We start from the raw sequence: 23,499 nt of genomic DNA, 5'->3' as shown, positions 1-23,499 counted from the left end.
TCCGCATTCGGAAGGTGAAGGTCTTTTGGGAGAGCACCTTTTGTGATCTGGACGACCCAAATGGAGTGAAACGGATGAGCAGACAAACTCACACCAGAGACATGCGGCTTTCCGATGACTCACGTCCAATGCTGACATTGCGGTAGCGACACATGCCGGTCTGGCGCTGAAACACCGACACGCCCAGCAGCCAAACCCGCACGGCCCGCTTGGCCGGGCCGCCAATATGGGCATGATAATCCGCCGTCACATCGCGGCTTTCACTCTGCCATTCGCCCAAATCGGCAAGGCCGCTGCGTTGCACCAGATGTGTTTCAATCGCATCCCACCCCGGCAAGGGACAGCGAAACACATGACCGACAGGCAGTTGCGCGCTCCACAGATAGGTCAAATCCTGACCATCATCAAACTCGACCCCGATAGACAGGTAATCATGGGTCGTCATCTGATCTTCGGCCAAACGCGAGGGCAGTTCGTCCACCAGCCAATCCCAATCGAGCTTTAGCCCCTCCACCAGATCCATGTTCACATCGCGTTGCAAAATGGAAACGGTCTTGTGGGTGTGGCAGGCCATTTCGTCACCGTCCTGACGGAACACCCCCGCTTCTCCAAAATGGAAATGATTGTGCCAATTGGCCGGGGTCACATCCGGGAATTCGGCGCGCTGAAGCGCGTGTTGCACAGTGCCATCCACATCGCCTTGGGCCATCAGCCGTCGCAGCCCCGCAACCGGATCGGTTTTCCATGCAATCGCAATGCCCTCGACCCGACCATCGGCGGCGGAATAGGCCTCAAGCGGGATCGCAAGCGCGCCAGTGGCATCGGCAAGTTCACCCGCTGAGCGGGCGATTTCCAATGGCCCGTCCTGATCGGCAATCATCGTGCCGACATTTTCCATCGGGTTGAACAGCGCGCCCCCTGGGCTGCGCGCGAAAAAGACAAATCCCGGTTCCAGCCACAGATCAAGATCACGCGCCAGATACCATCGCCCACTCAGCAAGAATGTCACCGCCTGTCCGGCGCGCACATCCATGAGTTTGGTGTCCCAAGGCACTGTCGTCCCGGTCAGGACAAAGGGCGTGGCCTCGGCAATGGCCTCGCCACCTGCGGCCTCGACCAGCGCCAGCATCCGCCGCGCAAAATCGCCGTCGCTGTAACGGTCCGCCCATGCCGATGCGCTCAGGCCACCGGTGCCCGCGACAAAAGTTGACGCTCCTAGGCCACGCAATATGGCTCGGCGCGAAAGGTCCAATCCATGACAAGCACAAGGCATTTCTCTCTCCTCCTTTGGGGTTTGTCGGTCCCTGCTATCGCCCCGAAACCGAGGGCGGGTCATGCGCGTGTAAGAACTCTGTAAGATCGGACCCGGTGACCAAGACCAACGTCCAACTTCTTTCATTTTGGGGCACGGTTAGATTTCTGAGCATGGTTCAGATCCCCAATCCGCAGCAATTCCGCCGCACATCCCCCTTGCTTGCACCGGTGGGGTTGCTCATCCTTTTGCCGATGATTGCGCTGGCCTTGTTGGGATTGCGCTATGTCGAAGCGGATAAGGCGGCGGTCGCCGAGGTGCAGCGGGCACAACAGCAGGTGAGCGCCGATGCGCTGGCGCAGGGGATCGTCTCCCATGCCACCGCGCGGGCTGACGCATTGATCGGCTCTGCCCGGACCCGGTTTGCGACAGATGGCCCGCAAGGCCTGCGCAATCTGTATCTGTCACAGCCGGAACTGGCATTGGTGGTTGTTTTTGATGCGGCAGGCACACGGGTCTTTCCCGAAACGCAAGAAGTGCCGCTGTTTGCCGAGGCGCATTACCTGCGCCTCGGGCGGACCCGGCTTGCCGAGGCACAAACAAAGGCGAAGGATCACAAAGATCATATTGTCTGGGTTGGCGCCTTGTCAGACGTTGAAACGCCAATTGTGGCGTGCCAAGTGCAAGATGGTATCACGGTTTGCCTGTTGCTCCATACTGCGCCTTTGCTGAAAATCGCCGCCTCTGAACCGCTCGAAACTCTTGGGACCGAAACCACCCCGCCAGAGGGGATGGCAAGGGTGCGCGCGCCCCTCGCGGAGCCATATTCCGGCTTTGCCGTGGCGGTGGATTATCGGCCCATTCCAAGTCGCGGCTGGCGCGGGCTGGCCCTGATGCTTGGCCCCACCGTGTTGGGAACCGGTCTCGCGGCCTGGCTTTTGGTTCTGGCACAGCGGGCCGTCCTTGGCAGCGAACGGCGCAGGCGGCGTCTGCTTGCCGAGATGTCGCATGAATTGCGCACACCGCTTGCAAATCTGCGGCTTTATTCCGACATGTTGACGCGCCACAGCGAGGATGTGGTCCGGGTCCGCCGCTATGCACGGGTCATCGCGCAAGAAGCCACGCATCTGTCCGACATCGTTGATAACACCTTGATTGTCACGGTCAGGGGCGGTTCTCCCTGCCGCGCGCCCATCGTTGCAAAAGCGGATCAAGTGGTTGCCGCCGTCTTGGACCGGTACGGCCCGAGCCTGATTGCACAGACCCCACCACATCTGGACCTGCAAGCCGCCAAAGCGATGCGCTTTGATCGGGATACCTTTGAGCGGGTGTTGGTGAATGTGCTGGACAATGCCCGCAAACACGTGCCCGGCACAGAACTGCGCATTACCACTCGGCTCACTGCGGATAGGCTGGTGCTGGACATTTGTGACACTGGCCCAATTTGTGACACGGGCCCAAAGCGTACGCCGCACCATGAGAATATGACCGGGTTTGGGTTGGGCTTAAACGCCTGCCACACCATGGCCGAACAGGCCGGCGGGCGCTTTCGCCCGCAGATTACACCAAAGGGCAGCCGTTTCACCCTTGAACTGCCACTCCATCCCGACTTTGCCGAGGCGCAATGCGTATCCTGATTGCCGAAGATAACAACGCCCTGCGGGAGGGCCTGTGCGATTTGCTGGCCGGGGATGGTCATGACTGTCATCCCGCCGCTGACGGTCTGACCGCCCGCGCGCTGTTTGATGCCGCGCCTTTTCCTGTGGTGATTTTGGATGTGGTGATGCCGGGGATGGATGGGCTCAGCCTGTGTCGCCACATCCGCAGCACTGCCCCCCACTGCCAGATCCTGATCCTCAGTGCCCGAGGCGAATGCTTTGACAGGGCTTTGGGTTTGGAATTGGGTGCGGATGACTATGTCGCCAAACCCTTTGATCCGGCAGAGCTGCGCGCCCGCATCAAGGGGATGGCACGGCGGGCAGGCGGGCCTCCGATCGGAGAAACACAGTTTCAGATGGATGATCTGTGGATCGACCCACTGCGCCTTACCGCGCGCCGTTCTGGCGAGGACAACATTCCGCTTAATCCGCGCGAGCTCGCCGTTTTGCGCCTACTCTACCGGCACGCTGGCATCCCGGTCAGTCGCAACACGCTTTTTGATGAATGTTGGGGCCGCGATTATTTCCCCAACAGCCGCGCGCTGGATCAATATATCTCTGCCTTGCGTCAGCGCATTGAGCGACAGCCAAGGCAGCCTCGCATCATCGAAACAGTGCGTGGGATCGGCTACCGATACCCGCGCTGACGCGGAATCTTACAAACTTCTTGCAGGACCATGACCAAGCGGCGCGGGCCCGCTTTAATCTGGCATGATCAAGCAAGAGGAGGTTCCCCAATGCGTTTCGCAACTGTTTTGACACTGGCCTGTGGTTTGGCCCATCCCATTCAGGCCGACAACCTTGGCACGCTCAACCCCGAAGAGGGCGGATTGAACAGTCTGGAGGCAAACATCGCCTTGCACCCGGATCGCATCGGGATGCTGTGCTGGATCGCCTATGAGATTCAAAAGGGGGGCGGAAAAGAGTCAAAACCCGCAGCAGAAGTAATGACAACCTGCGCGAAAAACGGGAATGCTCCCTCGATGATCATGCTGGCCCATGCTTATGAAAATGGTCTCGGGGTGGAAAAAGACCTGACACAAGCAACCTATTGGCTGCATGAAGCCGCCCAGACCGGATATTCCCTTGCTGAATATCACTACGGCATGGCGCTGTTCACAGGAAGCGGCACCACCAAAGACCATGCCGCCGCCCGTCTCTGGCTCAAACGAGCCGTCGAACATGGCAGCGATGCGGCCCGCGAAGCCCTGTCCCAGTTTGAATAACGCCTTGAAGGGCCCATCCCCTGGCCCGTTCCGCCTTGCGGCACATGTCGGGTTGGGCGAACGCGGCCTCAGTTGCCTGTTTCATCCGGAGACAGGGATGAGGGCGCGTGGCGTGTCCGTTTGTGTCTTGCGCCACTGCACCAACGAAAAGTGAGTGGCAGGGGAGGGGCGTGTCGAGATTCCGTTCAAGGCCGATCCCGGTGTTGATCACATAGTCCAACAATCGCACCTTTCATTTATTGGGATCGTGAAAACATATTGCCAGCGTCCGGGTGGGTTGGTCCCATGGCCTTTGACAATGGGATTGCTCATCGGCCCTCTCCTCTATGGATCTGGTGTGAACGGGCGAGAGCGGCGGGCCGCAACAGCCCGCCTGTTACGTTAAAGTGTGCGGGTCGAGAAATACCAGTCGACCGTCTCATAGCCTTCGCTGGCGCGGGCCATGGCCGCCTCGGGTGTTGCCGGGGTCGGCACGATCACCGGCTTGCCGGGGGTCCAGTTTTCGGGCATCGCGCATTTGTGTTCGTCTGCGGTCTGCATCGCCACCAACAAGCGATAGATTTCGTCCACCGAGCGCCCGGCATTCATCGGGTAATAGACCATCGCCCGCAGCACGCCTTCTGGGTCAATCAGGAAGGTTGCACGCACGGCGGCTGTGTCGGACGCTCCGGGCTGGATCATGCCGTAGGCTTGCGCCACCGCCATGTTCAAATCCGCGATGATGGGGAATTTGATCTCAACACCAAATTTTTCCTTGATGTTCAGCATCCAGGCGATGTGGCTGTAATGGCTGTCGATGGACAGGCCCAAAAGTTCGGTATTGCGCGCGGCAAAATCATCATGCTTCTTGGCGAACGCGATGAATTCGGTGGTGCAGACCGGGGTGAAATCGGCCGGGTGCGAGAACAGCACCAGCCACTTGCCGCGATAATCCGCAAGCGTTTTGCGGCCGTGCGTGGTGGGGGCGTCAAAGGCCGGTGCGGGTTCGTTCAAACGTGCGCCGGGGTATTGGATTTGGTCGGTCATTTTTGCAGTCCTTCTGTGTATCGTCTTGATGACACAGAGATAGAGAATGGACAGATATAGGGGAAATCGAATATAACTACATCTGTCATAGGATTCTTCTATCAATGCCAACTCTTCGCCAATTGCGCTTTCTGACCGCCGTCGCCGAGACGCTGAATTTCTCGCGTGCGGCCGATCTGTGTTTTGTCACGCAGCCCACGCTCAGCGCGGGGATCAAAGAACTCGAAGACCGTTTGGGCGTGCCGTTGATTGAACGCACCCGGCGCAGCGTGATGTTGACCCCGCTGGGCGAAGAGATCGCCGACAGAGCACGGCGTCTGCTTTTGGATGCCACCGAGATCGAAACGCTGGCGCGTGCACATCAAAATCCATTCAAGGGCGATCTCAAACTTGGATCGATCCCGACGATTGGGCCCTATCTGTTGCCACCGGCCCTGCCTGCAATCCGCGACGCCTTTCCCGAATTGCGCGTCTACCTGCGCGAGGAGATGACCGAGAGCCTAATTGAGGGCCTCAATGCAGGGCGTCTTGATCTGATCCTGATCGCGCTGCCGTTTGAAACGGGGGCACTGGAAACTTTACCGCTGTTTGTCGACGGGTATCAACTGGCCACCCCTGCAGATTGGCCGGTGCCCAACGGAGCCGAGGCCCTCACCCAAAGCGGGCACCTCATGCTGCTTGAAAAAGGTCATTGCCTGCAACGTCATGCACTCGCGGCCTATCCCGGCCGCATCTTCGCGGCGCAGGACAGCTTTGCCGCGACCAGTCTCACGACATTGATCGCAATGGTGTCAGAAGGGTTGGGGATCACGCTTTTGCCAAATCTCGCGATTGAGGCCGGGGTGGTCGGCTTGCAAAAGATTCAACTGACACCACTCCCCGACGCTTGCCCCCGTCACGTGGTCCTCGCATGGCGCCCCGGATCGGCACGGCATGAACTCTTTGGCAAGCTTGGCGACATCTTGCGACGCGAAGGATGAAGATTGTCGGAGAAACTTTTGCACTCAGAGACGCTTTCGCACACTCGGCTCGCTGAATGCCCACCTCACTCACGAGTTGCCCACTGGTAAGATTTTCCCATGACTGTTTTCGAGCGGGATGTAAGATCATGCGTAGTATTACTGTAATGTTTGCGGGCATCATTGCCTTAGTCACGCTTTGTGTTTCGGCGTATCTTGGAGTTTCGCTATTCTGGATGTTCACAAGCTATCTTGCAGCTGGGTATGGCACGCTCGCGATAATCAGTGCTTACATGTATTTCACGAGAAAAGATTTTTGACCATTCACTTCCGGGCAACAATAATCTTGGTCATAGTCGGTCTCCTTTACGATGTGGTTCGTGCAAAAACCACTTTAGGGGCCTGAGACCCGGCTATGACCACCTACTGCGCTATTTGAGGGCTGCGCAGATGGCTATAGCCTCTCAATCAGCGTCATTCCAAAGGTGTTACGGCCCGGAATACATCAGTGGAAAGCTGATGGCTTGGGCCGAGAAACGCAACATCCGGCTCGCATACATCCAGCCGGGCAAGCCGCAACAAAACGCCTATATCGAGCGTTACAATCGCACGGTTCGCGGCGAATGGCTGGCCAATACATCTTTGAGACGATTGAGGAGGCACAAGATCAAGCAACTGAACGGCGCTGGACTTACAACAACAAGCGACCCAACATGGGCATCGGCGGCATGACACCCGCCATGAAATTGAAAACAGCCGGGCGAATTCTACGGCTGAACCCCATTCAAAATGGCGGGATTACCGAAAGAGGGGGGGCAGCCTCGATTTTGGCACAATGGCGGCTCAATAATCCTTTTCAAAATAAACCCCAACGCCGGTGTCGCCGGTAGAGGAGACGGACCCTTTGACGGTCACCTTGTCGGTGGCGTCAAGGTTGAGGTTGATCACCGATTTGCCATCACTGTCGATGGTCACATCCGTGTAGATTTTATCCGAAATATATTTGCCGAGTTTCAACGAGCTGCCGCCCTCATCGGAGGTTTGCAGGTCAAGATCGTCGAGGCCAAAACTGTTGCGGATCGAACCGACAAGCCCACCACCGCCGCCGGTTAAGGTCGCCACAGCCGAGGCCATTTGCGCCGCTTGCAGAGCGGAAATTTGGCTCAGACCGCGACCGAACAACAGTTGAGAAAGGATTTCTTCTTGCGGCAAGGTGGGGGAGGAGCTGAGCGTCAAGGCCAGCGCACTCAGCGGCCCTTCGGTGACCAGTTGCACGTTCAAGTCAGGCGTCTGCGTTTCCGCGACAAGCCGCACCACGGGGTCCAACTCGCCCTGCAGGGTCAAAGTGCCCTCTTTCATCACAATGCGTTTACCCAAAAGCGACAAGCGCCCGCGGATCAGCGAGAATTGCCCCACCGGGATCACATCCTGCGTCGTGCCGCGCAGGCGCAGCCGCCCGCCGAGTTCCGCATCCAAGCCACGACCGCGAATGAAAATCTGGTTCGGGGCGGCGATAGTGACATTGAGACCATAGGAAGCCCCCGGTCCGCCATTGCTATCAGTGATCACAAGTCCCGCGCGCTTGCGGGTGGTGAGCACAGCGCCGGTTTGGCCGGTGTGGGTGATCTCGGGGATGTCGCCGCTACCGCCAAGACCAGAGGCGGACACAGTGATGTCGGTGCGGCCCAATGTGAGATCGCCCGCGATGGCAGCCCCCCCAGACAGCGGACCAGTGATGGCCAAATTGCCATTCAAAGAAGTGCTGTAGAGTGTCGGGTCCACCAAGGTCAAACCATTGAAAGCCATCGTCACATCGGCGGGAACTGCGCCGGTGAGGCCAATTTGACCAGAGGCAGAGATGCCGCCGCCGGTGTCGGCATTGGTGACCACGTCGATTTGGGCGCGTTCGCCCGAAAGCGTGATCGTGCCACGCTCCACCGTCAAAGCCAGCCCTGCGTCTGAGACCACCACTCGGGCGCCGGGGGTGACTTGAACTTGTCCCGACAGCGACGAGAGGGCGAGCGGGCCGTTGAGTGCGAGGTCAAAGCCAGCGTTACCTTGGGTTAGCGCGGCGGTGGTGAAACGGTTGGACAGGCCCAAAGGGGCGGTGCCGGTCAGCGACAGGTTGGCTCGGCTCGCGTCTTGGGCGAGGGTACCGGTGACACGCGCAGTCGATCCGCCGGGGCCGGTCATATTGGCCTCGGTTTGCCACGGCGCTGTGACGCTCGCGCGGGAGACATCGGCGGCAAGGGTCAATGGTCCGGAAAGGCCAAAACCGAGGCGCGCCACGTCGTCGAGGCGGGCGGAGAGCGTCAGCGCCCCGGCCTCAGACGACAGCGTGCCCTTGGCGGAGGCGGTTACGGCCCCCGTCGTCATATCCGCCGCGCGCAGGATCAGCCCGGTTTCGTCGCGTTTGGCAGAGAGGCTCACCGTGCTGGAGCCATTGGTCAGCGCGTCCACTTGCGCGATGCCAAAGCGCAGATTGGTGCCTTTGGCCTCGGCGGTCAGATCGAACATCCCACTGAGGGGCGCGTAGCTGCCCGAGCCTGTTGCCTGAACCGCCCCCGCAAGGCCAAGGCCGGACAGGCGGGCAAATCGTGCCAGACGCGGGGTGTCGAGGCGCATGTCGCCAGTGAATTCAAGCCCCGCGTCAAGCCCGGCCAGCCGACCTTTGACGGCGACGGTGGTCGCGCCGGTTTTGAGTTCGACTGTCTCGAAAACGATGTCCTGCCCCTCTTGCCATGTCAGTTGGGTCAGCAGGCTGGGATTTGCGCCAATGGCGTCTTGAAGGGCGGGATCATCAGAGACGAGGCCGATCACGGTGGCGTCAATCTTGGCGCTCACCGCGCCCAATGTGGTCAGGCCATTGTTATCCGTCAATCGCGCGATGGTGCCACCCGCATTGATCGCCGCTTTGCCAAGGCTCAACCCGTCCTGCGTATAGCCATCGACATCAATCAGCGCGGTCCAACCGTCGCCTTGTTCGGCATCGTAATTGGCAATGATCAGGGCTTTATCGACCATGCTGCGCGCAGAGCCAAAAGGCAGCAGCGTCGGGCGGCCGTCAGGGCTTTTGAGCGACCCGGAGAGGGCGAAGGAGTGTGGCAGGCCATCGGCGCCAATCTTGGCCGCACCGACCATCGAGACTGCTTGGGTAGAGAGGGTGAATTGCTCAAGCTCAAACCCGCCCGCAGGGAAGGATTGGCCACGCGCTTGTAGTGTTGAGGAGGAGCCAAAGAACCGCGCATATTCGGCGCTGAACAACGGGGTGAGATCGCCGGAGAGATCAGCCGTAAACGCCCGTGGGGCAGGGGCGTCCGGTGCGTTTGGGTCGGCTTCGGCTTTGAGGGCCACTGTGCCGGTGAGGCGGTCTTTTCCCTGCGTTGCCAAGGCGATATCGGCGGTGAAATCATCCAAAGGACCCGCGCCCTTGGCCGTCAGAGACAGCTCAGGCGCACCGGGTAGGTTGGCAAGCGTGGAGATCAGGCCGCCCGCGCCTTCCGTGAGGGCCAGATCAAGATCCAACACCTCGGTTGTACCATCAAAGGATACACCTACGGTGAAAGCGCCTTCTGCTGCATCCAGACGTTGAATGCCCAACGTCGCGGCACCCGAACCACCGGCCAAATTGGCGCTGCCAGCGAGGCTCAGATCCACCGCTTCGCCCAGTTTCAACACCGGGGCTCCAAGATGGACACGCTTGGCCTCAATTGTGCCGATATTGATCGACACGGGCAAATCCGGCAAGGAAAAGGGTGTGGCTTCGGGCGCGGGGAGCGCGGTCGTGGCCTCTGCCACGGGCAGGCGGTCAAACAGGATTTCACCCGCCGTGATGCGGTTGATCTCGACCCGACCGGAAAAAAGCGCAGCCCGGCTCCAGTCCAGCTCGACATCGCGCAGGGTGAACCACACGCCAGTGTCATCGGCGATGGTCAACGCGTCGAGTGTGGCCTTGGAGGACAACAGGCCTTTGAAGCCTTCGATGCGAATATCGCGGCCCGCACCCGACAGGTTGTCTTCCAAAAAGCCAACAATCACAGAGCGGTCCCGGGCGGTTTGTGCCGTGTCTGTTTGTGCTGTGTCGGGGCTGTCCTGCGCCATCAGCGTCAGAGGGATGCAGATGGCGGTCATGACCGGAAGAAATTTGTTCAAAACGCTTGCCCTATGCCGATGTAAATTTGGATGCCGTCACCCGTGTCGCCCGTCACAGGTCCGGCAAGGTCAAGGCGGATCGGGCCAAAGCCGGTGTCATAACGCAGCCCAAGGCCTGCGCCCGAATGCCATTCGGCGGCGTCGCCCGGCAAAGCCGATGTGCCGATGCCGCCGAGGTCATAAAAGCCCACGACGGAAATTTTACCCGTGACCAAGGCGCGCAATTCGGTTGAGAGGCCAAGGAAGCTTGAGCCGCCTGTGGCATTGCCGCCGCCCAAATCGACGTCGAGGGATTGGTATGGTTGCCCGCGTACGGTGCCGCCGCCGCCGGAGTAAAACAGCAGATCGGGGGGCACCTCGGTATAGTCCGCCCCGGAGATGGACCCCAGTTGCAGCCGCCCAGCCAAGGTAAACCGATCATCGTCCCCAAAAGAGAGATAGCCGCGACCATCGGCAGAGATGCGCACGCCGGAGGCCGATCCGCTCACGCCCACAAAGGGCAGGATGTCGGCGTTGAAATAGGTGCCGGATTTCGGATTGAGCGCATTGTCACGCCCATCGCGGCTGCCGTTGATCGGGAAAATCACATGCGAAAAAGAGCGCGAGCCAAGCGAGTCCTCGACCTCGGAATAGCGGTAGCCGAAGCCAAAGGAAAACGTCGAGTTCTTAGAGGTTTCCACATCGGCGCTTATGGTGAATTCGCCACGGTCCGAAAGGTAATCCGGTTCGTCCAGATGTTCGATTTCAGCGCCAAGGACGAGGGTTGTTTTGCGGGTAATCGTGGCGGGGCGGCGGTAGGTTGCGCCAAGGGTGTAATCCACGCCTGTGGTGCCGCCGAGACCGCCGATTTCGGCGTCAAAGCGCAATCTGTCGGCGTTTTTGGTGAGGTTGCGATGCATCCAGTAGGCCGAAATCGTGCCGCCTTCGAGCGATGACAGTTCCGCGCCAAAGCCAAGGCGACGCTTTTTTTCGTCCACCAGCGTTGCGGTGATGTCCAGGGTTCCATCCGCATTCAGAGCGTCGGCCTCTCGCAGGGTGATCGAGCGGAAAGTGCCGGTTTTTTGCAGGCGCCGGGTCACCAGATCAAGCGTGTCGGGATCATAGGCGCTCCCCGTTGGCAAGTTGGCGATACGCGACAGGCGATCTTCGCGCACGCGGGTGTCGCCTGCAAATTTCAGGCGGCCAAAGGCAACGGCGGGGCCGGGATCGATGGCGAGGGCGACATCGAGTGTTTTGCTGTTGTGATCTGCGATAATTTGTTGATCTGACAGGGCCGCTTTGGCGTGCGATGCCTGCCGCCATGCCTCGATGGCCACGTCTTTTGCCTCGCCAACCAGACCGGATTTGGCCACCGCGCCGGATGTGAAATCTTCGGGCAATTGCGTGTCGGGGGCGAGCGGGGTAACGGTGGCGCTGCCAAATCGGAACCTTGGGCCGGGGGTGACGGTGATCACCACTGCGTCGATCGTCGATGGCAATGAAATCAGGGACATATCCGCCCCTTCGCGCCCGTCTACGCGGATTGAAATACTGGGCCCATAATAGCCCTCTCGGTAGAGCGCACCGATCAGAGCGCGGTAATCGGACTGAACGGCGGCGATGATTTCTTCGGGGGTTGTGACGTCGTTTTTGGCGGCTTCCAAGATGGCAGAGGCGCTTTCCAGCCGGGTTTTGACCTCGCCCTCGGCCGTGGTTTCAAGCGTGGCCTCAAAGGCATTCGAGGTCCCTGCGTAAAGCAAGGCTACCGCCACAAACATAATCCCTCTAAGCACCGCTCGGCCTTCCTCTTTGACGTGGTCACTCGCCCTCTACATAAAGCAACTATGCGGTGTTCCCAGCATTGTTTCCAGTGTCCGCACGAGTCTTTTCACGCGGCTGTGATGAGGTGGCGGTTTGTTGCTTGCGTGGTTTGGGGGCGAGGCCTAGGGTCCGCGGGAATAAAAGGAGGGCAGTATGGCCGAATGTGAAATATGTGGTGCGGATGCGGCATTGGTGGATGTGACCGTTGCGCCCAAAACGGAGGTGGCGCATCTGTGCGAGACCTGTGCGGGCGGGATCAAGGGGGAGGCGGTGCCCGAGGGGCATTGGCAGGCGTTGACCACGTCGATGTGGTCGGAAAACGATGCGATCAAAGTGCTGTCCTGGCGGTTGCTTAATCGTTTTGGATCAGAGGCTTGGGCGGCAGATGCGCTTGAGATGCTCTACCTTGAACCCGAGGTCGAAGAGTGGGCCAAGGCGGCCGGTCCTGAGGTCATTCATCGCGACAGTTTGGGCGCGGTTTTGTCGTCTGGCGATACGGTTGTGTTGATCAAGGACCTTCCGGTCAAAGGCGGCGGCTTTACCGCCAAACGTGGCACGGCTGTGCGTGGGATTTCATTGGTGCAAGACAACGCCGGGCATATCGAAGGCCGGGTGGAAGGTCAGCGGATCGTGATCCTGACCGAGTTCGTGAAGAAGCGTTAATTCAAAAAACAGTGCCTAAAATGAAAAACGCCCGCAGAACTTAATCTGCGGGCGTTTTAGAATTCTGTTCGAAACAGGCTTACGCCATTTCGATGTTGACTGCGCTTTCGCGGCCGTCACGACCAGCTTCGATGTCGAAAGTCACTTTCGCGCCATCGGCAAGACCGGACAGGCCAGAACGTTCGACAGCAGAGATGTGCACGAACACGTCTTTTTTGCCGCCTTCAGGCTCAATAAAGCCAAAACCTTTGGTAGAGTTGAACCATTTCACGGTGCCATTAGCCATCGTGTGTCTCCTAGTTTAGATGTTGCCCGCTTAAGTGCGGCAACCCGGCGTAGTCAGGGATCGATCGAAGACTGTAGCCGATGAAGGAGAACAGAAGGGTCGATAGAGGTAACGTAGCGAGGCCCTTATGACAGGATTCTATGCGCTTGCATAGGGGAATGTTTGAGGGGGATTTGAGTGGAGTGGAAGCTCTCGTATTGAGACCAATCACAGATGCTTGCATCTGTAACGCAAGTCTTCGGCGAAGCGAGGACGGGGCTGGCAGCATATTGCAAAGCAATGTGCGAGAAGCCGCCTGACCCTCCCCCATGGGAGGGCGCGTTTTACGTCCCCTCCTTGGGGTCAGGCGCGGGGGAATTCATTTTGATCGTCCCATTCCGGCATGTCATTTGAATCCCAAAGAAGCATACCATCCTCAAAGGATTGACCAGCTAGAAGACCTGATTTGAGCAGAATTTTTGTAAAAAAGTGTTGAGCTATTTCAAATCTCTTACCTACAGTTGCGGGTAGGTTGCAAAATCACGTGCCGAAAAATTGAATCTTTCCCAGTCTCCAGGTAGAGGCACTTGATGCGAAAAGCGATGTATAAAATCGTTTCGCAAATGGACCAAGAGTTCTAAGTAGAGCGCATCACGTTGAGATAGGCCTGCTTTTTTAAATGACCCGTCATTTGGCCAAGCATCGAGCGGCTAAGTTTTTCATGCTTAAGTAACATTCTGCCGCCTGCATCAAGTGCCTCATAGTGCTCAGGTTTTCCAATTCTGACTTTTGACGCAATAAAAAGAAGACCTTGAACCAATCCCTCAAAGGCATGGATTTGACAAAACGCCCACCCCACTTTTGCCATTGCCAAAACGACTTCGAACTCCTCAGGATTGTCATTGAAGCAACTCAGAACGTCTTCGCGAGAGGTCCATTTTCTTGGATCAAGCATGACATCCTCCAGCCTCGAAATTTCGCCGCGATAAGCGCTGCTCAAACTTATCTTAAGTGCTAAGGTTCATAAGCCGCAATTGGATTGCTCTCTTCTTGCTCCTTTAGAGGCGAAGGGAGCGCGAGACAGCGGGTTTGCTGAGTAAACCCGCTGTCTCGCGCACGTGGATAAACAAAGGCGCCCGAAGGCGCCTTTGTAAAACTCACCGACTAAACTTCTTATACTTCATCCGCTTCGGCTCAAGCGCCTCAGCCCCCAACCGCCGCTTCTTGTCTTCTTCGTAATCCTCGAAGTTGCCTTCGAACCATTCGACATGGGCATCGCCTTCGAACGCCAGAATATGCGTGCAAATGCGGTCGAGGAAGAAACGGTCGTGGGAGATGACCACGGCGCAGCCCGCGAAATCCGTGAGCGCGTCCTCCAAAGCGCGGAGGGTCTCGACGTCCAAATCGTTGGTCGGCTCATCGAGGAGCAAGACGTTGCCACCGGATTTGAGCAGGCGGGCGAGGTGGACGCGGTTGCGTTCGCCGCCCGAGAGGATGCCGACCTTTTTCTGTTGATCGCCGCCTTTGAAGTTGAAGGTCGAACAATAGGCGCGGCCGTTCACTTCGGCGTCGCCGAGTTTGATGATGTCTTGACCGTCGGCGATGGCTTCAAACACGTTGGCTTTCGGGTCCAAATCGTCGCGGTTCTGATCGACGTAGGACAGTTTGACCGTGTCGCCATATTCGACCGTACCCTCGTCCGGCTGTTCCTGGCCGGTGAGCATTTTGAACAGCGTCGTTTTACCCGCGCCGTTGGGACCGATGACGCCGACGATGCCGCCGGGCGGCAGGGAGAAGGACAGGTCTTCGATCAAAAGCTTGTCGCCCATGTGTTTTTTCAGCCCGTTGACCTCGATCACCTTGGAGCCAAGGCGCGGACCGTTGGGGATGACGATCTGGGCGCGGCCGACTTTTTCGCGCTCGGATTGACTGGCGAGTTCGTTATAGGCGTTGATCCGGGCCTTTTGTTTGGCTTGGCGGGCTTTGGCGCCTTGGCGAATCCATTCGAGTTCGCGCTCAAGCGTCTTTTGCTTGGATTTGTCCTCGCGGGCCTCTTGCGACAGGCGTTTGGCCTTTTGTTCAAGCCACGCAGAATAGTTGCCCTCGTAGGGGATGCCCGCGCCACGGTCGAGTTCGAGAATCCATCCGGTGATGTCATCCAGGAAATAGCGATCGTGGGTGACGATGAGGATTGTGCCTTTGTAATCAATCAGGTGCTGTTGCAGCCAGGCGATGGTTTCGGCGTCCAGGTGGTTGGTCGGTTCGTCAAGGAGCAACATGTCGGGGGCTTCAAGAAGCAGTTTGCACAGGGCCACGCGGCGTTTTTCACCACCGGACAGTGTCGTGACATCGGCGTCATCGGGCGGGCAGCGCAGGGCCTCAAGCGAGATGTCGATCTGGCTGTCGAGGTCCCACAGGTTCTGCGCGTCGATCTCGTCTTGCAGCTTGGCCATCTCGTCGGCGGTCTCGTCCGAATAGTTCATCGCCAATTCGTTGTAGCGATCCAGAATGGCCTTTTTCTCTGCCACGCCCAGCATCACGTTGCCGCGCACGTCGAGCGACGGATCAAGTTCCGGCTCCTGCGGCAGATAGCCGACTTTGGCGCCCTCAGCGGCCCAAGCTTCGCCTTGGAAGTCTTTGTCTTGGCCCGCCATGATGCGCATGAGGGTGGATTTACCAGTGCCGTTGACGCCGACCACACCGATTTTTACGCCGGGGAGGAAGTTCAGGCGGATGTTTTCAAACACCTTCTTGCCGCCGGGATAGGTCTTGGACACGCCGTCCATGAAATAGACGTATTGATAGGCTGCCATTGTGCGGGCTCCTTTGGGAGGGAATAGGTTTGGGGTGGTTTAGCGTGGGAGAGGGGGGGATGGGAAGGGGCTATCGGCTCAACTGGAAAGCGCTGGCGTAGTTGTCCCATAGGTAAATTAGGGTCGAATAGTCGAAACTTCCCAGCATAGTATTCGTATTGCTTTGATAGTATTCTTCAAAGAATCCCAAATCTCCTTGGGATTGGAAACAAAGCATCCAAGCGACCGTTGTCTGTTCTTTTGAGCCGTTTGCTTCACGAGGATCGGGCAGATGAAGAACCTTAGCTACATCTTCGTAGGTTAGTTGTTCTTGTTTGAGGCGGGATATGAGTTGAGGATAAAATGCGTTTAGGAACAGGAGGCCGACACGCAGTATTTCTTTGTTTCTGTTGATTTTCCTGTCGCCCCACTCATCCCAACATGATGGACTAATGATGAGAGATCGGGTGAAATGCTGTAAGCCGCGCAGGGTCGTGGAACTGGAGTCAGAGGCAAGGTTTAGGTAGGTGCTTGCGATGTGAAATGGTCCGTTTTGTTGCATTCCGAATTGGTTACAAAGTTTCTCAAAGTAGCTTTTCTTTAAGGAGAGAGTACTTTCTTGATCGTGCAGACGCATAGTCACTGTCACAAACTTTTGCAAATACAGCCCCGCATTCACGCCCGCTCCATACCGCGCCCGTACGGAGTTCTGTAATTCCGTCAGGTTCACACCCAATACGAAATGCACGTTCGGGACGTTGAAGAAATGTTTGATCACTTCCAGCAGGTTCAGAGCGTAATCCGGCCGACAGCGGTCCAACTCGTCCACGACAATGATGAGTTTTTGCTCGGCGGCGAGGTCGGTTAGGTAGGTGCGAAACCCTTCCATTGCGTCGGCTCTGGCCTCCTCAGCTTGCCAGAATGTGCCGATTGCATTGTCGAGTTCCTTCGCGCCTTGTTTGGCCGCTTCGTCAAGAACCGACTCTGCGATGTCGTTGATGTTTCGAATAAGCCCTGCGGTTCCTGCTGCAACACCAAGGCGCAGTGCTGCGCGTCCGAGAGCCGGGGCGAACACCTTGGCTTTTCTTACGCTCTCTTTGAGCTTTTGAACCCGCGTTTTCTCACTCTCGTCGTTGTCGTCGTCAGGCGTAAGACCTTCAATGCGCTTTGAAACTGTCCGGACAAGCGATACTAGAGGGTCATCCAGATAGTCCTCTTTGAACGCATCAAAATAGACGGTGTTTGCCGAGCCGCCGTTGTCCCTCACATGTGCGCCCACCCAGCATTTCAAAAACACCGATTTTCCTGCTCCCCATGGGGCATCAACTGCGATGACCATCGGCTCTTCAATTTTCTCAACAAGATCAGAGAGTTTCTTGCCATCCGTAGTTCGGCCTAGATCTGAGGCAGCTTCAAAGCCATCCGTGTAAAGCTCAATTTTTGGTTCCGGGACGGTTAGGCGCTGACCACTCATAGAAAATGCTCCGATGCTCGAAATATCGGATGTAGTCTATGGGAACTCATAAAGAGAGGTCCAGCCTCACACCCGCTTTTCAAAGAACAAATCCGGGTAGGGATCGTCGTTGAACCGCTCAATCTCGGTCCAGCCGGTGCGGTGGTAGAGGTTGGTGGCTTCTGGCAGAGCGGAGTTGGTGTCGAGGCGCAGTGTAGTGATGCCCAAGGCGCGTGCGTGGGATTCTGCCTCGCTCATCAGGCGTTTGGCCAATCCAAGTCCGCGCGCGGAAGGGGCGACCCAGAGGCGTTTGATTTCCGCATATCCTTTGTCGGTGCCTTTGAGGCCGACACAGCCGGAGGGCAGACCGTCGGATGTCGCGACCAAGAATATGCCGCGTGGTGGGCGCATGTCAGAGGCATCCAAAGGGGCGGCTTCGGACGGGTCAAATCCCATGGAAAACCGCGCGGCCAATTCGCTGTAATAAGAGTGCAGGCAATGGAATGCGATAGGGTGCTCCGGGTCGATTTCAACGATTTCGATCCGGTCTCGGCCCAAGGCGGAGGCGACTAAATCCATCGCGGCCAAAAGGGCCTCTGGGTTGGGATGACGGTCGATGAGGGCTTGGGCGCGATCATTGGAGAGGGTTTCATAGGCCTCGTATTCGGCGTGGCCTTTGGGGGTGAAAACCGCGAAACGGCGGCGTTTATCGTGTTTGTCCTCAGAGACATGGATCAGGCCTTCGTCCTCAAGACCACGCAAAAGGCGGCTTAAAAGGCCGGTGTCGAGGCCTAAAAAATCGCGAATGTCTGAGATGGATCGGCCCATTGGGCCAATGGCATTGAGCACGCGCGCGGCGCCAAGCGGACGTCCGCGTCCCAGAAAGCTATGGTCCAACGCCCCGGTTTCGGTGGTAACGGCGCGGTTAAGACGGCGGATGCGGGCAACGGGAGTGAGAGGCATTTTAAAAGCTGACCTTGGTCTGATATTTTTTCTGACTTTAGTCAGGTAATTTCGTCTGTCAAGTCAGACAGATTGACAGCCGCCTACCTTACCGCCATTCAGGACGTCATGCGGTATGACCTGCCATATGCTCGTCCGGGTCAAGTGATTGGCCTGCTCGGGGGATCGTTTGATCCCGCGCATGAGGGCCATGTGCATATTACCAAAATGGCGCTCAAACGGTTCGACTTGGATCGGGTGTGGTGGCTGGTCAGTCCCGGCAACCCATTGAAATCAAAAGGTCCGGCGGCGATGGACAAGCGGTTGGCCCATGCCCGTGCCATAATGGATCACCCGCGTGTCGTGATCACCGATCTCGAGAGTCACACCAAAACCCGCTATACGGCGGCCACGCTGGATGCGGTGAAAGCGCTCTATCCCGGTGTGACCTTTGTCTGGCTGATGGGGGCGGATAACCTCGCCCAGTTTCATCTTTGGCAAGATTGGCAAGGCATTATGGCGACAACGCCTGTGGGGGTGATCGCCCGACCCGGCACGCGCGGGGCAGCGCGCAATTCGGTGGCGGCCCAAACCTTTGACTATGCAAAGCTTCCGGCGCGGGCTTCACGGCTTTTGGGGCGACGTGGTGCCCCCAGTTGGTGTTTTATCAATGTGCCGATGTCAGATGCGTCCTCAAGCGAAATCCGGGCAAATGGCGAGTGGGGCGGGGCCTGAGCGCTTGCTGGCAATGACTTTATGCGGGCGATTTTGCAACGCCTGACCCGGGTCACGTTTTCCCGTCTTGCTCGGATCTCTGCCACAGGGTTAACTCCGGTTTATCAGGGGAGATTGGGGTATGAGTCTGAACAGACGTGCGATACTTGGGCTGCTTTTGGGCGGTGTGGCCGGAGGGGCGTTTGGGCAAGAGACGATGGTCTCGCCGATTCCGAAGCCGCGTCCGCTTGATCTCCATAAGCAGGGGCTTCCAACGGGGGATGCGCTTGTCGAGCGGGCGGGCCTGTCGGGGGAGGTCGCCTTTGCCGTGGCGCATGTGGCGCAAAGCGAGATGCTGGAGGCGCGCGGTCCGCTGTTGCGACTGCCGCCGGCTTCGGTGGCGAAAACGGTGACGAGCCTATATGCGCTTGAACATTTGGGGCCTGACTTTCGGTTTATTACGAGGGTTTTGGCGACAGGCCCGATCAGCAATGGCGTGGTGCAGGGCGATTTGATTTTGATCGGCAGCGGCGATCCGACCCTCGACACGGATGCGCTGGCACGGTTGGCGACCCAGCTTCGCGAGGCTGGAATTTCGGGCGTGTCTGGGCGGTTTTTGGTCCATGATGGTGCCCTGCCGCGGATTGAACAGATCGACGGGGCGCAGACCGAATATGCGGGCTATAATCCGGCGATCACCGGGCTGAACCTGAATTACAATCGGGTGCATTTCGAATGGCGGCGTCAGGGCGAGGATTACAGCCTTAAAATGGACGCGCGCGCCGCAAAATTTGCCCCTGATGTGCGCATTGCCCAGATGCGGGTCGCGCAGCGCGACCAGCCGGTGTTTGATCACGAGCCGGGGCAGGGGCGGGACGAATGGACGGTGGCGCGTTCCGCACTTGGCACCGGCGGGGCGCGGTGGTTGCCGGTGCGTTTGCCTACGCTCTATGCGGGCGAAGTGTTTCAGACGGTTGCTGCGCAGCTGGGCCTGCGATTGCCACAGGCGCAGCGGGCAAATGTCGTCCCTGAGGCTGCCGAGATTTCTCGCCTTGAGAGTGCCCCTATGAGTTTGATTGTAAAGGATATGTTGAAATATTCGACCAATTTGACCGCAGAGGTTTTGGGGCTTTTGACCACACAGGCACGAGGGGTAAAGCCGGTGTCTTTGCAGGCCTCGGCGCAGGCGATGACCGAATGGGCGCAGGCACGGTTCGGCTTGCGGCATATGTCTTTTGTGGATCATTCCGGCCTCGGTGGGGCGTCACAGATATCCGCGTCTGACATGGTACATATGTTGACGACGCCCGGCGTTGAGGCAACACTTGCGCCGCTTTTGAAACCGATTCCGATGAAGAATGCGCAGGGTGAGGTGATCAAGGATGCGCCGGCGTCAGTGGTCGCCAAAACCGGGACTCTGGATTTTGTGTCCACATTGGCCGGGTATCTTGAGGCACCGGGGGGCAAGCGGATGGCCTTTGCGATTTTTGCCGCAGATGTGCCAAAGCGCGAGGCCGCGAAACTGTCGGGTCAGGACGTGCCGCGGGGGGCGAGGAGCTTCAATGCAGGTGCAAAGAAACTACAACAGGCGCTGATTGCGCGCTGGGCAGCGGCGTATCAGAGCTAGGCTGTTGTAAAGCGGGTTTGAAAAGACGCAGCTCAGGCGTTTTCTGTTTCGTGAACCACAGCATAGCGCGCCCGGGCACCGCGTTCGATGGCGGCGGCATGGAGGCGGTCGATGGTGAGTTCGTAGCGGATCTCTTCCAACAAGCGCAACTCGGCCTCATAGGTGTGGCCGTCTGCGGCGGCCACATCACAGGCCAAGGCATAAGCGGTTTCAAACAGATAGCCCGGAAGGTTATCGCGGATCAGGCCGAAAAGCGCGTCAAGGCCGTCTTCTTCGGAGAAGAGGTCGAAGACGGTTGAGGAGACCAGTTTGATCCGGTCTGGATCATAATCGGCAAAGATTGGCAGGTGGTTGACGATATTCTCGATCGTGATCAATTCCGCCGTGCGGATGTTTTCGTCAGACATGGATTGCGCGATCATGACCGCGACGAGGCAGTCCTGCGGTGTAAGGGAATGGGGCATATCGGTCATCGAACGGTCTTTTCATAGGGGGCCAAAGGCAGTTGGAGGAAGGATAGGCGGGGCGTGGGTGGGGGCAAGTCTTGTTCTGATCGGGCGGGGCGTGGCGGTGGGAAAATGCAGAGGATTACGCCGCGCATTGCCCAGTAATTCTTGACCCTTGGCGCGACTGGCAATAGACGACGAGTTTGCGGGCGGCCTCTGCGCCGATGCCTGCTGTCAAATGATATAAGGATTGTCCCCATGTCTGACCTGCGTGACGCTGGTATGAGTTCGAAAGCCTGGCCCTTTGAAGAGGCGCGCAAGGTACTCAAGCGCTATGAGCAGTCCAAGGACAAGAAGGGATTTGTGCTGTTTGAGACCGGCTATGGGCCGTCTGGTTTGCCGCATATCGGCACTTTTGGCGAGGTCTTGCGCACAACGATGATCCGCCGCGCCTTTGAGGTGATTTCCGACATCCCGACCCGGCTGATTTGTTTCTCCGATGATATGGACGGGATGCGCAAAGTGCCGGGCAATGTGCCGAACCAAGAGATGTTGAAAGAGAACGCGCAGCGTCCGCTGACCTCTGTACCCGATCCGTTTGGCGAGTTTGAGAGCTTTGGTCATCACAACAATGCGATGCTGCGGCGGTTCCTTGACACGTTTGGCTTTGAATATGAGTTTTATTCGGCCACGGAGTTTTACAAATCGGGTCGGTTTGACGAGGTGCTCAAACGCGCCGTCGACAAGTATGATGAGGTGATGGCGGTGATGTTGAAATCGCTGCGCGACGAACGCGCGGCGAGCTATTCGATTTTCCTGCCGATCCACCCGGAAACGGGGCGGGTGCTTTATGTGCCGATGAAATCGGTCAATCGCGACGACTACACCATCACCTTTGACGATGAAGAGGGTCGTGAATGGACCCTTCCGGTCACGGGCGGCAACGTGAAACTGCAGTGGAAACCGGACTTTGGCGCGCGCTGGGCGGCGCTGGGTGTGGACTTTGAAATGTATGGCAAGGACCACAGCACCAACACGCCGATCTATGACCGGATTTGTGAAATTCTGGGCGGGAAAAAGCCGGAGCATTTCACCTACGAATTGTTCCTGGATTCGAGCGGTCAGAAAATTTCGAAATCGTCGGGCAATGGTTTGACCATCGACGAATGGCTGACCTATGCCTCGACTGAAAGCCTGTCCTATTTCATGTATCAAAAGCCCAAAACGGCGAAGCGTATGCATTTTGATGTGATCCCGCGGGCGATGGATGAATATCACCAACAGCTTCGCGCCTATGCCAAACAGGACGTCACCCAACGCGCCAACAACCCGGTGTTTCACATCCACGGCGCGGATGTGCCGGCCTCTGATATGGTTGTGCCGTTCACCATGTTGCTCAACCTTGCCTCTGTGGCGGGGGCCGAGGACAAGGATCAGCTTTGGGGCTATATCAAACGCTATGCACCAGAAGCGACGGCTGAAACCCACCCGCAATTGGATGCGGCGGCGGGCTATGCCGTGCGGTACTACAATGACTTTGTGAAGCCTGAAAAGACCTTCCGCGTGCCGACCGAGCAAGAGCGGGCGGCGATGACGGATTTGATGGCGGCCTTTGGGTCGGCGGAATTGGCTTTGTCCGAGATTGCCAAGAAAAACGCGGCGGATGGCGTGGATGAGCCACTGCCAGAGGCGGATTTCACCGATGGGGATTTCCTGCAATCGGTGGTCTTTGCCGTGGGCAAAAACCACGAGTTTGACAACCTGCGCAACTGGTTCAAGGCGCTCTACGAGGTGCTTTTGGGTCAGTCCGAAGGCCCGCGCTTTGGCTCTTTTGCCGCGCTCTATGGCGTCAATGAAACCATTGATCTGATCGCCAAAGGATTGGCGGGCGAGTTGGCCTAAGTCCACGACACGTGACGTAAATGTGATCCAACCCTTCGTTTGGCTGCGTAAGATCAGCAGACAGACGGAGGGTTTTACATGTTTAAAGCACTGATCACCGCAACAGTTCTGGGCCTTGCCCCGCTTGTAGCTGTGGCCGACGAAATGACGGATGTGATTTCGGATCAACTACAGGCGTTTCAAAAGCGCGATGTCGGGACGGCGTGGGAGTATGCCAGCCCAATGATCCAAGGCCAGTTTGTCGACCCGCGCAGTTTTGCCCATATCGTAGAACAGGGCTACGGCCCGATTTGGAACAACGCCACGGTGCGGTTTGGCATGAACATGGTGCAAGACGGGCGGGTGATTCAGACGGTGATTGTCACCGATCAGACGGGTCAAACGCAGGGCTATGAATACGACATGATTGAAACGGACGCCGGTTGGAAGGTGAACGGGGTGCGCCCGATTGACGTGGCCGATGTTGCCGTTTGAGAGAGGACGTGCGTTGCGCGGGGGCAAATTGAGCCGTGCGCAGGGTTAACAGCGGGGTTAACTTCGCTGCTGTAGAGCTTTCACATCTCGGGTCATGCGCCCGGACTTTCCATGACGAGAGACCATGAGAGGCGTGGCGCACCGTGAG

The 23,499-nt window shown here is 57.8% G+C and carries 19 protein-coding genes and 1 pseudogene; 10 read left to right on the top strand and 10 right to left on the bottom strand.

Translation table 11 applies throughout. The features are described 5' to 3' along the window. Nucleotides 1–88: 88 nt before the first annotated feature. Entirely contained in the window at nt 89–1,228 is a 1,140-nt protein-coding gene (locus tag C8029_RS00195; protein ID WP_198430632.1) for a DUF3047 domain-containing protein, read from the bottom strand. A gap of 197 nt (nt 1,229–1,425) precedes the next feature. Between C8029_RS00195 and C8029_RS00190 the strand changes: the two genes are divergently transcribed. The 3 genes from C8029_RS00190 to C8029_RS00180 all read left to right on the top strand — a co-directional run bounded on the left by C8029_RS00190 (nt 1,426) and on the right by C8029_RS00180 (nt 4,136). Continuing rightward, nucleotides 1,426–2,889 (top strand): sensor histidine kinase, encoded by a 1,464-nt coding sequence (locus C8029_RS00190; RefSeq protein WP_193217548.1) that lies wholly within the window; start codon nt 1,426–1,428, stop codon nt 2,887–2,889. Beyond that, complete coding sequence (locus C8029_RS00185; RefSeq protein ID WP_152001985.1) at nt 2,877–3,557, top strand: response regulator transcription factor; 681 nt, start codon at nt 2,877–2,879, stop codon at nt 3,555–3,557. Before C8029_RS00190 ends, C8029_RS00185 begins: the two co-directional genes overlap by 13 nt. Nucleotides 3,558–3,647: 90 nt before the next feature. After that, complete coding sequence (locus C8029_RS00180; RefSeq protein ID WP_193217547.1) at nt 3,648–4,136, top strand: tetratricopeptide repeat protein; 489 nt, start codon at nt 3,648–3,650, stop codon at nt 4,134–4,136. Nucleotides 4,137–4,517: 381 nt separating this feature from the next. Here the strand turns inward: C8029_RS00180 and C8029_RS00175 are convergent, their stop codons facing one another. Beyond that, nucleotides 4,518–5,162, bottom strand: coding sequence for a peroxiredoxin (locus tag C8029_RS00175; RefSeq protein ID WP_152001983.1), 645 nt, complete (start codon nt 5,160–5,162; stop codon nt 4,518–4,520). A gap of 104 nt (nt 5,163–5,266) precedes the next feature. On the opposite strand from C8029_RS00175, the gene C8029_RS00170 reads away from it, so the two are divergent. Together C8029_RS00170 and C8029_RS00165 are read left to right on the top strand one after the other, a co-directional pair. Next, nucleotides 5,267–6,142, top strand: a complete 876-nt coding sequence (locus C8029_RS00170) for a LysR substrate-binding domain-containing protein (RefSeq protein WP_009573508.1) — start codon at nt 5,267–5,269, stop codon at nt 6,140–6,142. Nucleotides 6,143–6,613: 471 nt separating this feature from the next. Further along, nucleotides 6,614–6,879, top strand: a pseudogene (locus tag C8029_RS00165) (integrase core domain-containing protein); the annotation flags it as partial. 85 nt (nt 6,880–6,964) lie between these two features. On the opposite strand, the gene C8029_RS00160 reads toward C8029_RS00165, so the two are convergent. Next, nucleotides 6,965–10,273, bottom strand: coding sequence for a translocation/assembly module TamB domain-containing protein (locus C8029_RS00160; protein ID WP_152001982.1), 3,309 nt, complete (start codon nt 10,271–10,273; stop codon nt 6,965–6,967). Then, entirely contained in the window at nt 10,270–12,030 is a 1,761-nt protein-coding gene (locus C8029_RS00155) for an autotransporter assembly complex protein TamA (protein WP_152001981.1), read from the bottom strand. The genes C8029_RS00160 and C8029_RS00155 overlap by 4 nt, the downstream gene beginning before the upstream one ends. 196 nt (nt 12,031–12,226) lie before the next feature. Between C8029_RS00155 and C8029_RS00150 the strand changes: the two genes are divergently transcribed. Next, nucleotides 12,227–12,736, top strand: coding sequence for a PhnA domain-containing protein (locus C8029_RS00150; RefSeq protein WP_152001980.1), 510 nt, complete (start codon nt 12,227–12,229; stop codon nt 12,734–12,736). A 79-nt stretch (nt 12,737–12,815) separates the two neighbouring features. Here C8029_RS00150 and C8029_RS00145 read toward each other — a convergent pair whose 3' ends face one another. The 5 genes from C8029_RS00145 to C8029_RS00125 form a co-directional block, all read right to left on the bottom strand. Continuing rightward, a complete protein-coding gene (locus C8029_RS00145; RefSeq protein ID WP_009573514.1) occupies nt 12,816–13,022 on the bottom strand; it encodes a cold-shock protein in 207 nt (68 codons plus the stop codon). Between the two features lie 616 nt (nt 13,023–13,638). After that, nucleotides 13,639–13,956 carry a hypothetical protein gene (locus C8029_RS00140; RefSeq protein WP_152001979.1) on the bottom strand — a complete coding sequence of 106 codons (318 nt, stop codon included), beginning with the start codon at nt 13,954–13,956 and terminating at the stop codon, nt 13,639–13,641. A gap of 202 nt (nt 13,957–14,158) precedes the next feature. Then, nucleotides 14,159–15,814 (bottom strand): energy-dependent translational throttle protein EttA, encoded by a 1,656-nt coding sequence (gene ettA / locus C8029_RS00135; protein ID WP_152001978.1) that lies wholly within the window; start codon nt 15,812–15,814, stop codon nt 14,159–14,161. Between the two features lie 70 nt (nt 15,815–15,884). Continuing rightward, nucleotides 15,885–17,267 (bottom strand): KAP family P-loop NTPase fold protein, encoded by a 1,383-nt coding sequence (locus C8029_RS00130; protein WP_152001977.1) that lies wholly within the window; start codon nt 17,265–17,267, stop codon nt 15,885–15,887. Between the two features lie 66 nt (nt 17,268–17,333). Further along, entirely contained in the window at nt 17,334–18,209 is an 876-nt protein-coding gene (locus C8029_RS00125) for a helix-turn-helix domain-containing GNAT family N-acetyltransferase (RefSeq protein WP_009573518.1), read from the bottom strand. A 108-nt stretch (nt 18,210–18,317) separates the two neighbouring features. Between C8029_RS00125 and C8029_RS00120 the strand changes: the two genes are divergently transcribed. Together C8029_RS00120 and dacB are read left to right on the top strand one after the other, a co-directional pair. Next, nucleotides 18,318–18,923: a nicotinate-nucleotide adenylyltransferase gene (locus C8029_RS00120; RefSeq protein WP_009573519.1), complete on the top strand. Its 606-nt coding sequence runs from the start codon at nt 18,318–18,320 to the stop codon at nt 18,921–18,923. Nucleotides 18,924–19,044: 121 nt separating this feature from the next. Further along, nucleotides 19,045–20,529: a D-alanyl-D-alanine carboxypeptidase/D-alanyl-D-alanine endopeptidase gene (gene dacB, locus C8029_RS00115; RefSeq protein ID WP_152001976.1), complete on the top strand. Its 1,485-nt coding sequence runs from the start codon at nt 19,045–19,047 to the stop codon at nt 20,527–20,529. A 32-nt stretch (nt 20,530–20,561) separates the two neighbouring features. Here the strand turns inward: dacB and C8029_RS00110 are convergent, their stop codons facing one another. Further along, entirely contained in the window at nt 20,562–21,002 is a 441-nt protein-coding gene (locus C8029_RS00110) for a tellurite resistance TerB family protein (protein WP_009573521.1), read from the bottom strand. Between the two features lie 231 nt (nt 21,003–21,233). Here C8029_RS00110 and C8029_RS00105 point away from each other — a divergent pair, with 231 nt between their 5' ends. Next, a complete protein-coding gene (locus tag C8029_RS00105) occupies nt 21,234–22,877 on the top strand; it encodes a lysine--tRNA ligase (RefSeq protein WP_152001975.1) in 1,644 nt (547 codons plus the stop codon). Between the two features lie 78 nt (nt 22,878–22,955). After that, nucleotides 22,956–23,351: a DUF4864 domain-containing protein gene (locus C8029_RS00100; RefSeq protein ID WP_152001974.1), complete on the top strand. Its 396-nt coding sequence runs from the start codon at nt 22,956–22,958 to the stop codon at nt 23,349–23,351. Nucleotides 23,352–23,499: the final 148 nt, after the last annotated feature.

This window comes from Roseobacter sp. TSBP12, from assembly GCF_009129705.1.
Lineage (GTDB): Bacteria > Pseudomonadota > Alphaproteobacteria > Rhodobacterales > Rhodobacteraceae > Celeribacter > Celeribacter baekdonensis_A.
This window is presented reverse-complemented; position numbering and strand designations above follow the sequence as displayed.

Bases quoted from the DNA above. Each gene is read 5' to 3' on its own strand.
- C8029_RS00140 (WP_152001979.1), bottom strand. From the start codon at position 13,956: ATGCTTGATCCAAGAAAATGGACCTCTCGCGAAGACGTTCTGAGTTGC.
- C8029_RS00120 (WP_009573519.1), top strand. From the start codon at position 18,318: ATGCGGTATGACCTGCCATATGCTCGTCCGGGTCAAGTGATTGGCCTG.
- C8029_RS00150 (WP_152001980.1), top strand. From the start codon at position 12,227: ATGGCCGAATGTGAAATATGTGGTGCGGATGCGGCATTGGTGGATGTG.
- C8029_RS00155 (WP_152001981.1), bottom strand. From the start codon at position 12,030: ATGTTTGTGGCGGTAGCCTTGCTTTACGCAGGGACCTCGAATGCCTTT.
- C8029_RS00145 (WP_009573514.1), bottom strand. From the start codon at position 13,022: ATGGCTAATGGCACCGTGAAATGGTTCAACTCTACCAAAGGTTTTGGC.
- C8029_RS00175 (WP_152001983.1), bottom strand. From the start codon at position 5,162: ATGACCGACCAAATCCAATACCCCGGCGCACGTTTGAACGAACCCGCA.
- ettA (WP_152001978.1), bottom strand. From the start codon at position 15,814: ATGGCAGCCTATCAATACGTCTATTTCATGGACGGCGTGTCCAAGACC.
- C8029_RS00130 (WP_152001977.1), bottom strand. From the start codon at position 17,267: ATGAGTGGTCAGCGCCTAACCGTCCCGGAACCAAAAATTGAGCTTTAC.
- C8029_RS00100 (WP_152001974.1), top strand. From the start codon at position 22,956: ATGTTTAAAGCACTGATCACCGCAACAGTTCTGGGCCTTGCCCCGCTT.
- C8029_RS00110 (WP_009573521.1), bottom strand. From the start codon at position 21,002: ATGACCGATATGCCCCATTCCCTTACACCGCAGGACTGCCTCGTCGCG.
- C8029_RS00190 (WP_193217548.1), top strand. From the start codon at position 1,426: ATGGTTCAGATCCCCAATCCGCAGCAATTCCGCCGCACATCCCCCTTG.
- C8029_RS00185 (WP_152001985.1), top strand. From the start codon at position 2,877: ATGCGTATCCTGATTGCCGAAGATAACAACGCCCTGCGGGAGGGCCTG.
- dacB (WP_152001976.1), top strand. From the start codon at position 19,045: ATGAGTCTGAACAGACGTGCGATACTTGGGCTGCTTTTGGGCGGTGTG.
- C8029_RS00180 (WP_193217547.1), top strand. From the start codon at position 3,648: ATGCGTTTCGCAACTGTTTTGACACTGGCCTGTGGTTTGGCCCATCCC.
- C8029_RS00105 (WP_152001975.1), top strand. From the start codon at position 21,234: ATGTCTGACCTGCGTGACGCTGGTATGAGTTCGAAAGCCTGGCCCTTT.
- C8029_RS00170 (WP_009573508.1), top strand. From the start codon at position 5,267: ATGCCAACTCTTCGCCAATTGCGCTTTCTGACCGCCGTCGCCGAGACG.
- C8029_RS00125 (WP_009573518.1), bottom strand. From the start codon at position 18,209: ATGCCTCTCACTCCCGTTGCCCGCATCCGCCGTCTTAACCGCGCCGTT.